Here is a 13,241-nt window from a genome sequence, read left to right as displayed (position 1 = left end):
TTAACTTGTATTGTCTATTTACACTTCGATCGCCATTGCTGTAGCTTCGCCGCCACCAATACATAACGATGCTACGCCACGCTTAAGGCCTCGTGCTTTTAAGGCGTAAATCAATGTGACTAACAAACGCGCACCAGAACAACCTATTGGGTGTCCCATTGCACATGCACCGCCATTAACGTTGACTTTACTGGCATCTAATTTCAGTTCAGAAATCGCCAACATGGTGACCATGGCAAACGCTTCATTAATTTCATATAAATCGACATCATCTTTACTCCACTGCACTTTATCGAACAGTTTTTGCATCGCGCCAACAGGTGCGGTAGTAAACATTGACGGTTCTTGTGAATGAGTAGTGTGACCTTTAATGGTCGCTAATACGCTTAAGCCCAATTGCTGTGCTTTTTCGCGTGTCATTAACATTAACGCTGCTGCGCCGTCCGAAATTGAACTTGAGTTGGCAGCAGTAATCGTGCCGTCTTTGGTAAATGCTGGGCGTAATGTCGGGATTTTTTCTGGGCGAGCGTTACCTGGCTGCTCGTCTGTATCAACTGTCACGTCACCACGACGCGTGCTCATGGTGACTGGCACCACTTCATCTTTAAATGCCCCAGAGTTAATCGCTGCATTGGCTTTTTCGAGCGAACTTAATGCAAAAGCATCCATTTGCTCGCGGGTTAAGCCAAAGTCATCTGCCGTTTTTTGTGCAAATGTACCCATTGCACCACCAGTGTAAGCATCTTCAAGGCCATCTAAAAACATGTGGTCCATCACTTTGCCATGGCCCATACGCATTCCGCTGCGCGCTTTGTCGAGCAAATATGGTGCTTGGCTCATACTTTCCATGCCACCCGCTACCACAACTTGACTACTACCCGCTTTAATCAAATCATGAGCTAGCATTACGGTTTTCATGCCAGAGCCACAGACCTTATTGATAGTAGTGGCGCCAACACTATAAGGTAAATTGGCACCAAGTGATGCTTGACGAGCTGGGGCTTGACCAAGACCTGCGGGTAAAACGCAACCCATCAACACTTCGTCAATGCTGTTTTCACTTACACCAGTTTGGGCTAATAGGCCTTTAATCGCAGTAGCCGCTAATACTGGAGATGCTACCTCAGACAATGCACCTTGAAACCCACCCATTGGTGTACGCTTCGCGGCAACAATAACGATATCTTGACCTGTTTGCTCTGTACTCATAACTACTCCAATTTAAATACGCTTAGAAATTAACTTTATCAATATTGATATCACTCTGACGTTGACGCGAACGTAAAGCAAGTAAAAAATGGTCTAAATACTGATGTTAATCAATTGGAATTGTCAGTGAAGATTTACAGTTTAAGAATATTAGCTTTAGATTAGATTTAAGATATTGTTTTTATTCTATATATCAACAACCACGCATCAGTAACGTTATTACTGTTGAGTGATTTAATCAGCATAAAACTTTAGTCTAAGCAGAATGTAGCCATAGTGGCCAAATAAACCCAATAGCCATTTAGGGAGGATTAATGGTCCATAATCACTACTTGATTGCGGCCTTTATCTTTTGCTTGATATAAGCCTAAATCGGCTTGCTTAATAATGTCGGCAAGCTCATGAGTTTGCGGGGTTAACATAGCAACGGCCACACTGATGGTGAAATTAATTTTAACATTGTGAAAAACAAACTGGTTTAACTCAATACTGGTTCGTAATCGCTCTGCTATTTCAACGGCTTGTAACTGTCCTGTATCGGGTAAAATAATTAAAAACTCTTCGCCACCTATGCGACCTAAAATATCGTTTTTCTTGAGCCAATTCCGTGCACGTCTTCCACACGCTTTTATGGCTAAATCGCCAATATCATGGCCATAACGGTCATTAATGGCTTTAAAATTATCAATATCAAACATAATCACGGCGAGTGGTCGATTATTTTTTTGAGCCTGATTAAAAATCTTTTTACCCTGTTCAAAAGTATGACGTCTATTAGCAATACCCGTCAGATAATCAGTTTGAGAGCGACGTTTAAATTGTCGGCGAGATTGCCACAAGAAAATCACCACAACCAATAACACCAATGCAATGAGCACTGCGATTACCATTGATAAGTTAGTGATTTTTTGAGTATCAATTTCGGCCTCCAAATTAAGCTTATTAATTGCCAATTGATTTTCGAGCAGGCGATTATTAAATTCAGCAACGGTAAGGTTATGGTCTAATGATGAATTAACCACATCATTATTGATAATATTGGCAAAGTTCTTTTTTTGTAAATCGATGGTATCTAACAGCTTATTCATGCCAAGATTACTGGAACCATTGGCGTAATCAATGATGGCTGCAATCATCAATTTCAATTCACTTGAATGACCGTGATAAGTCGCCGAATGAGAAAACTTTTCCGCATATTTAAAGGCTTTATCTGGCTGTTGTTGACGAAAATAACTTAATGCCAACCATGCATGAGTGGCGTCGACAAAGTATTTTTCTTGAGTTGTATCTTGCACTTCAAGTGCTCGTAAAAAATGCTCAATACCTTCTTGGAATAAACCTTGAGCCCAGCAGCTAATACCAGTATTAAATTGATAAAAAAACTCAAAATCAGCAAACTCTGGCGATTGCTCAACCAGTTGCTGCATTTGCAATAAATGGTCTTTATTCTCCACCCACAAGCCTAATTTAATCGATTCACCCACCATGTTATGTAACATATTAAACATGTCTTGTTTATCTTGGGCTTGCTCCCAAAAACCATAGGATTTTTTAAAGTATTGATAAGCTTTACGATTTAAACCATTGTCACGATAAATAGCCGCGGTAGCATTAAATATCATCGCTTGCCGGCTCAGTCCTAATTGATGCTGTTGTGCTAACGCTAATGCTTCATTTAACCTTTTCAGACCTTCGCCAAAATCACTTGGTTTATTATAACAATACGCGCTTTGCGCTAACACTTCGGCCAAGATATCAACGTTTCCAAGCTGACGGGCTAATGTAATCGCCACTTCACGATCTGGGCAATAAACTTGGGTGTCGTTAGTTTGAAGGTAAAGTATGAATGAGCGTTCGATATAGCTTTTGACCAGTTCTTCACTAAGAGGATGTGGCGTAAGTAATTTAATGGCCTGAGTATAGCTGTCAACTGCAGCAACAAGATCACTGTTAACTTCTTGCTCTATTGCCAACAAATGCAATAACTGGCCTTGCTGTTCAATTGGCCATTGAGCGCTTTGCGGTCGCTGTTGTTGTAAAAAGTCAATACGTTGCTGTGGTGAGCTTAATGTGGATAACTGCCGTTTGATATCCGTTAATGTTGCGCTACCAGTAATACCACTTACATTGGTGCCATTAACATTGGTGTCATTTGCATCAGCGTCACTAAAGAGGTCACTGGCCCCCAATGAGGTTACAGGCCCACTCACTGCACACACCAATAATAACATCAACCGCGTTTTAACCATTTAACCTCGACCTTACAATAAAAACCATTAAACTTAACAATAGCTTTTATCGAAACGATGTCAACGTTAAAGCGCTGGTGAAACTATACTCAGATTTACTTTTTACTTTCCCATGGCGTTTTCGCATTCATGTCAGACAAGTCATATGGTGTTAACTGGTAAACATAATAATTAAGCCAATTACTGACTAATAAACTGCCATGACTATGCCAACGAACAATAGGGTCTTGGTTGGGATCATCTTGACGATAATAATTTTGTGGAATGTCAGGGTTAAGTCCTTGTCCTTTATCGCGCACGTATTCTTCGTTCAAGGTTTCTTTTTGGTACTCAGGATGGCCCATCACAAACACATTATGGCTATCACGGCTAAGTACAATATAGGCGCCAGCCTCGTCAGATTCAGCTAACACTTCTAAATCAGGATGTTGGCGGATTTGTTCGACGTCCATTTCCGCAAAACGAGAATGTGGCGCAAAAAACTCATCATCAAAACCACGTAATAAAGGATGCGGGTCGCTTGTTCGGCGATGATTAAATACGCCAGACCGTTTGTTGGCTAACAACTTACGTTCTAAATCATAAAGGTGATAAAACCCAGCATGAGCTGCCCAGCAGAGAAATAAAACCGATGTCACATGTTGTTGCGACCAGTCAATGATCTCGCGAATATGGTCCCAATAAACCACATCTTTAAAATCAATTTGCCCTAATGGTGCCCCTGTAATAATCAAACCATCGTAATTGTTATGTCTGATGTCTTCAAAATCACGATAAAAAGTGTTCATGTGATCAACTGACGTATGCTTAGATTCTTTATCATGAATACGTAATAAATCGACCCCAACTTGCAATGGCGTATTCCCCAATAAACGTAATAATTGGGTTTCAGTTTCGATTTTGTTGGGCATCAAATTCAAGATGAGTACCCGCATTGGACGAATGTCCTGATTAGCCGCACGGGTTTCAGACATCACAAAGATATTTTCAGACTCTAAAATACCTGCAGCGGGCAGATTATCAGGAATACGAACCGGCATACGTCTCACCTTATAGATTAATTAAACACAGCGTCTTGATTGAGTACGTGCCAAATGGGCTAATAACCTCAACCATTATGCTTACCACATCACAGTTTCAACATTCTGTTAAATTCGCTAAACAGTCAACTTGACCACCAGTATTAACTTATATTTACTAAGGTTATTTAAACCAAACACTGTCAGCACGCTATATCAGCGAGTAGTAGTACAACAATCATTTGTATAATTCATCATACACAAGGATGTCTAGAAGTCTACACGTCTTGAGTTGAATTTTTTTCTCGCTTGTTATCAACAAGCGATATTTCTATCATGAGTCATTACTTAAGATGAGGTTAACTATGTCAATCGCGACTGCAATGATAATTGGTGCAAGTTCCCAACTAAGCCAAACCCTTGCTAAACAATTATCTGCACAGCAGGTTTCACTAGTGCTATTTGTTAACGATCCTGACTCGTTTAGCGAGTTTAGTCAAAGCTTGCCCGGTGAAGTCAGCGTGTATCCATTAGCTATTACCCAACCCGATACACTAATAGCACAACTTAATGCGGCCTGGACCAAGCATGATGGAGCCCATTTAGTGATAGTCAACACCGGCGTTAATGAATATGATTCAACTCTCCCCTGGGCCATTGACCAACATACTATTGATGTAAATGTCATGGGATTTGCCGCTGCCAGCCAGTGTATTTTTAAATTGATGTGCGAACAGGGTTACGGCCAATTAGCAGCGATTAATTCTATAGCCGGCCAACGTGGTGGTCCAAACGTGGCTTACCATGCCTCTAAAGCTTTTGCTGCAAATTATTTGCAAGGCCTTAGCATGCATGCACAACGCTTAAAATTACCTATAACCATTAGTGATATTCAATTAGGCTTATTTGATAAGGCGGTCCACTTAAACACTCAAATGCTTTTATCGCCCATTGATAAAGTGGCAGAACAAATTTTAACGGCACTTAAAAAAGGTAAACGCCGAGTGTATGTCACCAAGCGCTGGCGTATTGTCGCGTGGATTAATCGTTTATTACCTGAATATATTTATAATACCCGTCATTGGAATCCACGTAAAAAATAGTGAATTAGCGTATCAATAAAAGCAGGAACCCAAGGGTTCCTGTTTTTATATCAGCTAACGATATTAAGAGGATAAACTTATCATAGTTAATTTTTCGTTAAGTTTATCAAATGCTAGTTGGGCACTATCAAAATCATATCCATTTATTGCAGATAACACCTTGTTAATATCGGCCTTCATGGGAGTCGATACGAGTAGTAGTTCAAGTTGTTCCGCTATCGAAACCGCTTCTGTATCATAATCATCAAGCAATATTTTAAGTTTCTGAGCACACTCGTTTATTTTAACAATATCCATATCACCGTGTTCAAAACAGGTATTCTCAGACTGCTCAAAGTAATGTTTCAAGCCTGCCACTATTGGCAATAAACTCAAGTTAAGCTCCAAAAAGATATCTTGAGCAACCGGACTTTGTTTATGACAGGCTTGTTCTAATTTTTCTGCAAGTATCTGTATATTTATTGCACCTATGGTGCCAGCATTACTCTTAAGATTATGGGTTTCACGCTCTAATTCTGCCCAATTTTCTTGTTCGAACAAAGAGGCCATATCCGCTGCGAAATTTATATTATTCTGCATATAAATTTCTAGAATTTTATTATAAAGCGTGACGTTATTCATTGTGTGGCTCAACCCTATCGAGCAATCGATCCCAGGAACTTGAGGCAAATTTTTTGACGCCGCTAAGGTAACCTTGTTATCAATATTACCCTCTACCAAGGTTTGTGGTTTAACCCATTTAGCGATAGTAACAAACATATCTTCGATGGTAATAGGTTTGGCAATATGGCCATTCATCCCCGCAGACAATACTTTTTCACGATCACCAATCATGGCATTTGCCGTCATCGCAATAATAGGTAATAGCTTATATTGATGCATTTTTCGAATATGTCGTGTTGTTTCATATCCGTCCATTATTGGCATTTGACAGTCCATGAGAACCCCATCAAAATCATTATCAACTTGAAGCGCTGCTAATGCTGCTGCGCCGTTTTCAACAATTGTGACTGTCACTTCGTTATTACTCAGCAGCTCACAAGCCACCTCTTGATTGAGAGTATTATCTTCAACTAATAGCAACTTGGTACCCTGTAACTGTTTTTTTGCCTGTGTAAAGCGCTTACTGCGGAGTTCGTATTTATTTTCTATTACTGCCCCTTTGCCTTGTGATATTAATATGGCATCTAACATGCTTGAGGGAGTCCCAGGCTTGCTTAAGATGCAGCCTATTGCATTGTCATATTCAGGTGTTCTGTCACTAAGTGCACTAATCAGTATCGTCGCGGGTTGATTGGTAATGTTGAGATTATTGCGAATTGCCGTCAGCATTTCTCCACCACGGATCACTGACATGTCTTCATCGACAATAATAAGGTCATAGGGATTGGTGTGGTTTAATGACTCAATTTTTGTAATCGCTGTTGCGGCACATTTCTCAGTAGAAACAGTAAAATTCATGCTCTCTAACATTTGTCCATAAATGGCACGAGAGGTAGCATTATCATCAACAAACAACACCTTAAGCCTGCCAATTTTATCAATAACGTCTTGATGATAGTCTATTTGTAATTGCTGCTTACCAAGCTTGACGGTAAAGAAAAATACAGTACCAACGTCAGGTTCACTTTCCACCCAGATATCACCATCCATTAAATTAACAAAACTTTTAGATATTGCTAATCCTAAACCGGTGCCACCATATTTTCGTGTTGTAGAAGTATCGGCTTGGGAGAATGACTGGAATAACTTACCCTGTTGCTCCACGGTCATACCAATACCGTTGTCTTTCACAGAAAATTGCAAGGTTACGTCGTGAGTTGATTCTTGCTGTACTGAAATACCGATCACTATTTCACCACCAGAATGGGTAAATTTAACGGCATTATTACCTAAATTAGTTAACACTTGGCCTAAACGTAATGGATCACCTATTAAGGCCGTAGGTAACTTAGTTGGCATATCAAAATTAAGTTCAAGTGCTTTTTTCTTAACGCCAAACCCAATTATATTACCAAAGTTTTCTAATACTTCTTCTAAGTGAAAATCAATTTTTTCTAGCTCCATTTTCCCAGCTTCAACCTTAGAAAAATCGAGAATATCGTTAATTATGCCAAGCAGAGATTGAGCACTGAAATGTAATTTTTCAATATAACTCCGCTGTTTCGATGTTAATTCAGTATCAAGGGCGAGTTGGCTCATTCCGATAATCGCATTCATCGGAGTTCGGATTTCATGACTCATATTTGCCAAAAAATCAGACTTCATCTGACTAGCGGTTTCAGCTTCTAGTTTCGTTTGTCTAAGCGCTTCTTGAACTTGGTGACGTTCGGTAATGTCGCGAGCAAGGCTTATAGAACCGCAAATATTTTGGTTAGGATCGATCAACGGTGTCGATATAATATCTAATAGCAGTTTTTGTTTACTTTCGGGGTTTTCAATCCATAACTCAATTCTATTAGTATCTTCTATTTCAACTTTAGCTGTTTGGGCTAATATGTCAGAGTGAATCCCGTATATTTCCTTTGCTGTTTTACCAATAATCTCACATCGAGACTTACCCACTAATTTTTCAAACGTGGGGTTAGCATCTTGAAAAAGTCCTTGAGTATCAGTTACCGATAAGGCGTCAGGGATACTGTTAAATAATGACACTAAAGTCATTCGTTTACGTTCAGACTCGACATTAGCCTTTCGCAGATCTTCGGTAAGCGTTTCCATCTTTTTCTGAGCACTACGTAACACTTGTGCTAACAGAATAAACATAATCGCAAACAGCCATATAAAAATGGCCATAGCCCCAACCTTATTTCGAACCGAATCCATGGTGTCTTTTACTTGTTGTTTGTGTTTTAACAACATTTTGTCGGCCGTAGATGCCGATATACTTGCATGCTCTATATCAGACGAGAGGTCATTAAACACATTAGACAGAGAAATAAATGATGTTTTATATTGAGAAATAGAAATTTTTATCTCTTCAATAGACTTAAACGATGTGCTGTCAGTAACCATCCCCTCAAGATTGTTTACAGTCGTGATTAAGCTATCGATTCTGTTTATAAATTCGTCGTTATCGATTGAAATGCGCCGCCTATCATGCGGTTGGGGGCGCATAAGATGCTCTGCATCTTTTAATATCTGACTGAATGTATTGAAGAGTATGTCTATAGCAGCTGTCAATTCGTCAGTTGGCTCAAGACCAATAACTTGCTGTCTTTTCTTAAAGGTATTAATAAGCGCCCAAGTCATATCACTGTTGTTTAACATGGTGTCATGTAACATTTTTATTCGATGTTGCTCTTCAATAAAAATGTTGAAGCCATCTCGATAATGCGTGAGTTCTTGGATAAAGCTAGACATAATGTCTGTCGAATCCATTTGTTGATCATGGGACTCTAAAATAGTAAAAATGGCCGCAATGGATTCCATCATTTCACGAGCTTCAGACTCTTCATGATCACGCATGTATGACAACTCAAGAAGCCTTGCTTTATCAAGATGATATATAACTTCAGTTGAGATGTTATAATCATCTACTGTAGCAAAATACTTTTCCGACCAATAATATACGACAGCATTAAATAGTATGATTGAGACGGCAAATATGAAAACCAAATATTTACCACGCTTAAAAATAGGTTCTTGAAACAAAGCACTTTCCACCAGTTAATATATAATCGATTGTTTTATAATTTTTTATTTAAAAAAACCATCATTTAAACTAACAATATGACTATATTAAAAGACCTAATATGAGTCTGAATATTGCTGCATAATCACAGTTATTTCGTCGATACTTTCAACAAATAACGGCACTAAAGATGGGTCAAAGTGAATTCCAGCCTGTTTAACAATGAAACTCATAGTATCTTCAAGTGACCATGCTTTTTTGTAAGGTCTGATACTCGTTAAAGCATCAAATACATCTGCAATGGCAATCACCCTTGCTGACAAAGGAATATTGTCACCTTTTAGACCAAATGGGTAACCGTCACCATTCCACTTTTCGTGGTGATATAAAGCAACTTCACGCGCCATACGCAGTAATGGATTTGTATGTTCACCAATAATCTCTGAGCCAAATTCGCAATGTTTCTGGACCATACACCATTCATCAGAATCTAACTTTCCGGGTTTGCGTAAAATATGATCTGGAATACCAATTTTGCCTACATCATGCATCGCAGCTGAATTGTAAATTAGATCTACCCAAGTTTTATCATTGGACACTTTACTCGCCAAAAGTTCCGAATATTTACTCATTCGAATGACGTGTAACCCAGTCTCGTTATCCTTATATTCAGCGGCGCGCCCCAAACGACGAATAATCTCCAATCTGGTATCTTGTAACTCTGAAGTTCGCGCTTGAACTAATTTTTCCAAATGACGTGATTGATCATAAAGGTCTAAATGAGTTTTAACTCGTACTTTAATCAAAGAGGGGCTGATAGGCTTATTGACATAATCAACGGCGCCCAGTGTTAAGCCATACTCTTCATCTTTTACGGATGTTTTGGCCGTAACGAAAATAATGGGGATTTTACTTGTAACAGGGTCTTTCTTTAAAATTTCACAGACCTCGTAACCGTCCATGTCAGGCATCATGACATCAAGAAGAATAAGATCCGGTTTAGGGTTTGTATTGGCAATTTTGAGTGCAATCTTGCCACTTAGTGCGGCTTTTACACGATAATCTCCTCTTAATACATCGCTTAACACATCGATATTTTCGGGGGTATCATCAACAACCAGAATTGTCGCTTTGGAATTTTGCATACTCACAGACTCAACTCTTATGTCATATTTAGTTAACCAGGCATCAAAAGGAGCTACTTTCGAAATCTGTTAATGCGTTATACATTTAAAATGGTAGGTAACAAAAAAATGCACTTCAATATACTTAAAGTGCGATTTAGTAAATTATTTTGCAAAAAATAGCCAAACAAACCAATGGTCAGCAAGGTTTAACATTATCGATGAACTTTAACGATATTATGACTATTGTGATACTTTCGTATTGCTGTTTTGAGATACAGGCTCAGTTTTAAAGTGTATTTTTTAGTTCACATCGGTCCAATATTTTTAAATATTAAGATTTCACTATTTAACACATAACTTAAGACAATATAGAGTTATTACAGAGGGTGAGACTGGACATTCATCTATTATGGCCTGACAACTTTCAATACGTGGCTATGGATGTTTTTAGTTTCGATGAAGATAGTCAAATAGTAGAGTATTTATACTCAATTTAAGAAGTGCCAAGCAAATAAAAAATGGCTATCCAATGTACTAAATTTAAGACGATTAACTCAGAGCCTTAACGTTTGTATCAAAAAACTTAATCCATCGAATGAATAAAAGCAGGAACCCAAGGCTTCCTGCTTTTGAATCTGCACATGCTAATAAATACTAGAAAGAATAACCTACACTCACCATATACACCCAAGGATCAATATCGGTATCAACGACAACATGATCTCCACCCATATAAAAGCTCACATCAGTTGAAATTTGTGCATACCATACCGAAGCATTAACCAACCATTTTTTATCAATTTGGTAATCAAGACCTAATTGAGCAGCAATCCCCCAAGAGTTCGACAAACTTAAATTGTCTAAACCAAGGTCTTTAGCATCTTGGGTAAACTCACTATCATAGAAATTAGTAAAGTTAACCCCTAAACCAATATAAGGACGGAAAGCAGATTGTGAATTGCCAAAGTAATACTGTGCCACCAATGTTGGGGGTAATTGTTTAGTGTCTCCAATTTTACCTAATTCACCTAGTGACACATCATGGCTAAAAGGCGATGCTGCTAATAATTCAACCCCAAAATTATCAGTTAACATATAAGCAAAATTTAGCCCTAGTTGCACATCATTATCTACCCCAAATTCTGCAATGTTTGCTACTACAGGACTTGACTCATTAGGTGCCACCATAGCAACACCTGCTCGAACGATAATATCACCCGCTTGATGTGCCGCAGCACCAAAAGATAATCCAGCAGTTAATAACGTAGCAGCGGCCAAACTTAGGCTAATTTTATTATTCATTTTTAACACTCCATGGTAATGACAACTAGATGCAACTCTGTGCATCCTCAACATTTTCCGCCAACCTACCGAAGTAATCTGTTAATAACATTGACATAGATCAATGAAAACCAAATACCTCTTTAGAGGTACAAAGGAGGTTGCAGACACTTGATTTAGATCACAAAACGAGGGCATAAAGAGACAAAAGAGGTATTTAATAGTTGGGTTTTGTGAGGTTGATCAAGTAAATAATTGTTGATGACTATTCTGTTACGGATAGTTTGGGGTAATGAGTTAACCACGCCTTTTGATACACGCGATGATTAAAAATCGCCTTGTCACGCTTTGGATTTTGGCTTAACGATAAATCAAACATACAGTTTAAACCAAACACACTGATTACCTGTAATTGAAATTCAGAGGATGTTAGCTTATCAATTGAGACTAATTGAACCCCAATAGCGGTTTGTTTTTCTGGCCAATATGACATGGCATCAGCGCAAGATTGATAAGGTTTATCACCATTTCTAACATGCATTCTAGCTTGATTTTTCACCGACCAAGGCAGATCTATCTGTTTAACCAACATTGCTTGTATCGCTTGGTCTTTTTCGGAAGATGGATTGTTATCGCACCAGTAAATTACATCAATGTCATTTAAGGGTTGTGAAGCCATGCTGTGTAAATTATCCCAAATCATATTTCGTATAAAACCTGCGCTAATTAACCAGTCAGTGATCCCCTGTTGTTGCATTACTTTCTGACACGCTAATAACACTGCTAATCTAGATTCATCCTGTTGCAACCACTGCGCCAACAAGGACAATAGATTTGCTTGCCCCTGTTGCAACTGATCAATAGCCACTTGATTTAACAGGGGCTGATTTAATAGGGTTTGATTAAGTCGCGTCATACTGTTGTTCTGGCGCAGCATCAGCAAATGCTGTTAACTTATTGCACTCATCCCAAATTCGGACAATATTAGGATAAGCAGCAAGCTCTAAATTAAAGCGTTTGGCATTATACACTTGCGGGATTAGACAAATATCGGCCAGCGACGGAGTATCACCAAAACAAAAACGTCTAGAATATTGACTTAACTGCTTTTCTAAAGCGGCAAAGCCAAGGTGTATCCAATGATGATACCAACGCATTTTATCTGCTTCTGATACGCCCATTTCGTTAACTAAATATTGTAATACTCGAAGATTATCTAATGGATGAATTTCACATGCGATGGCTTGAGCCATGCTACGCACAATAGCACGCTGCTCAATATTTCTGGGAAGTAACGGTTGTTGAGGGTGTTTTTCGTCGAGGTATTCCATAATCGCTAACGATTGCGATAAGTTAATCTCACCAAACCCGTTATTGTCGATAAATGTCGGTACAAGATCCGAGGGATTGAGTTGATGATAAACTTCAGAGTGTTGCTCACCACCATTATTAACTAAGTGAACTGAAATATGTTCTGCCGTTAACTGCTTTAAATTTAACGCAATACGCACGCGATATGCCGCACTTGAACGCCAATAGCCATAGAGTTTCATGTCTATATCCCTGTTATTTTTTCATTAAAAAAGGCAATAACGCTTTATCGCTATTGCCTTTTTATT

Annotated in this window: 9 protein-coding genes; 1 reads left to right on the top strand and 8 read right to left on the bottom strand. The window is 38.8% G+C overall.

Translation table 11 applies throughout. The annotated features are described in order from the left end of the window. Positions 1 to 18 precede the first annotated feature (18 nt). The 3 genes from FCN25_RS17130 to metA form a co-directional block, all read right to left on the bottom strand. On the bottom strand, positions 19 to 1,209 hold the full coding sequence (locus tag FCN25_RS17130) for an acetyl-CoA C-acyltransferase (RefSeq protein WP_137226615.1): 1,191 nt from the start codon (positions 1,207 to 1,209) through the stop codon (positions 19 to 21). 311 nt (positions 1,210 to 1,520) lie between these two features. Beyond that, positions 1,521 to 3,458, bottom strand: a complete 1,938-nt coding sequence (locus FCN25_RS17125; protein WP_137226614.1) for a GGDEF domain-containing protein — start codon at positions 3,456 to 3,458, stop codon at positions 1,521 to 1,523. A 95-nt stretch (positions 3,459 to 3,553) separates the two neighbouring features. Beyond that, complete coding sequence (gene metA, locus FCN25_RS17120; protein WP_137226613.1) at positions 3,554 to 4,498, bottom strand: homoserine O-succinyltransferase; 945 nt, start codon at positions 4,496 to 4,498, stop codon at positions 3,554 to 3,556. 344 nt (positions 4,499 to 4,842) lie between these two features. Between metA and FCN25_RS17115 the strand changes: the two genes are divergently transcribed. Then, positions 4,843 to 5,580, top strand: a complete 738-nt coding sequence (locus tag FCN25_RS17115) for an SDR family oxidoreductase (protein WP_137226612.1) — start codon at positions 4,843 to 4,845, stop codon at positions 5,578 to 5,580. A 63-nt stretch (positions 5,581 to 5,643) separates the two neighbouring features. Here the strand turns inward: FCN25_RS17115 and FCN25_RS17110 are convergent, their stop codons facing one another. The 5 genes from FCN25_RS17110 to maiA form a co-directional block, all read right to left on the bottom strand. Then, entirely contained in the window at positions 5,644 to 9,048 is a 3,405-nt protein-coding gene (locus FCN25_RS17110; RefSeq protein WP_254693790.1) for a response regulator, read from the bottom strand. Between the two features lie 282 nt (positions 9,049 to 9,330). After that, positions 9,331 to 10,359, bottom strand: a complete 1,029-nt coding sequence (locus FCN25_RS17105) for a two-component system response regulator (protein WP_137227454.1) — start codon at positions 10,357 to 10,359, stop codon at positions 9,331 to 9,333. Between the two features lie 636 nt (positions 10,360 to 10,995). After that, positions 10,996 to 11,643: an outer membrane protein OmpW gene (ompW, locus tag FCN25_RS17100; RefSeq protein ID WP_137226610.1), complete on the bottom strand. Its 648-nt coding sequence runs from the start codon at positions 11,641 to 11,643 to the stop codon at positions 10,996 to 10,998. 244 nt (positions 11,644 to 11,887) lie between these two features. Continuing rightward, positions 11,888 to 12,538, bottom strand: coding sequence for a nucleotidyltransferase family protein (locus FCN25_RS17095; RefSeq protein ID WP_175405895.1), 651 nt, complete (start codon positions 12,536 to 12,538; stop codon positions 11,888 to 11,890). Next, positions 12,525 to 13,175 carry a maleylacetoacetate isomerase gene (gene maiA / locus FCN25_RS17090; RefSeq protein ID WP_137226608.1) on the bottom strand — a complete coding sequence of 217 codons (651 nt, stop codon included), beginning with the start codon at positions 13,173 to 13,175 and terminating at the stop codon, positions 12,525 to 12,527. The genes FCN25_RS17095 and maiA overlap by 14 nt, the downstream gene beginning before the upstream one ends. Positions 13,176 to 13,241: the final 66 nt, after the last annotated feature.

Origin of the sequence: Shewanella sp. MEBiC00475 (genome assembly GCF_005234075.1) — a bacterium.
GTDB lineage: Bacteria > Pseudomonadota > Gammaproteobacteria > Enterobacterales > Shewanellaceae > Shewanella > Shewanella polaris.
Note: the sequence above shows the minus strand (reverse complement) of the source record. Positions and strands in the feature narration are given on the sequence as shown.

Coding starts and splice junctions, on each gene's coding strand:
- FCN25_RS17130 (WP_137226615.1), bottom strand. CDS start 1,209: ATGAGTACAGAGCAAACAGGTCAAGATATCGTTATTGTTGCCGCGAAG.
- FCN25_RS17125 (WP_137226614.1), bottom strand. CDS start 3,458: ATGGTTAAAACGCGGTTGATGTTATTATTGGTGTGTGCAGTGAGTGGG.
- metA (WP_137226613.1), bottom strand. CDS start 4,498: ATGCCGGTTCGTATTCCTGATAATCTGCCCGCTGCAGGTATTTTAGAG.
- FCN25_RS17115 (WP_137226612.1), top strand. CDS start 4,843: ATGTCAATCGCGACTGCAATGATAATTGGTGCAAGTTCCCAACTAAGC.
- FCN25_RS17110 (WP_254693790.1), bottom strand. CDS start 9,048: ATGCGTGATCATGAAGAGTCTGAAGCTCGTGAAATGATGGAATCCATT.
- FCN25_RS17105 (WP_137227454.1), bottom strand. CDS start 10,359: ATGCAAAATTCCAAAGCGACAATTCTGGTTGTTGATGATACCCCCGAA.
- ompW (WP_137226610.1), bottom strand. CDS start 11,643: ATGAATAATAAAATTAGCCTAAGTTTGGCCGCTGCTACGTTATTAACT.
- FCN25_RS17095 (WP_175405895.1), bottom strand. CDS start 12,538: ATGACGCGACTTAATCAAACCCTATTAAATCAGCCCCTGTTAAATCAA.
- maiA (WP_137226608.1), bottom strand. CDS start 13,175: ATGAAACTCTATGGCTATTGGCGTTCAAGTGCGGCATATCGCGTGCGT.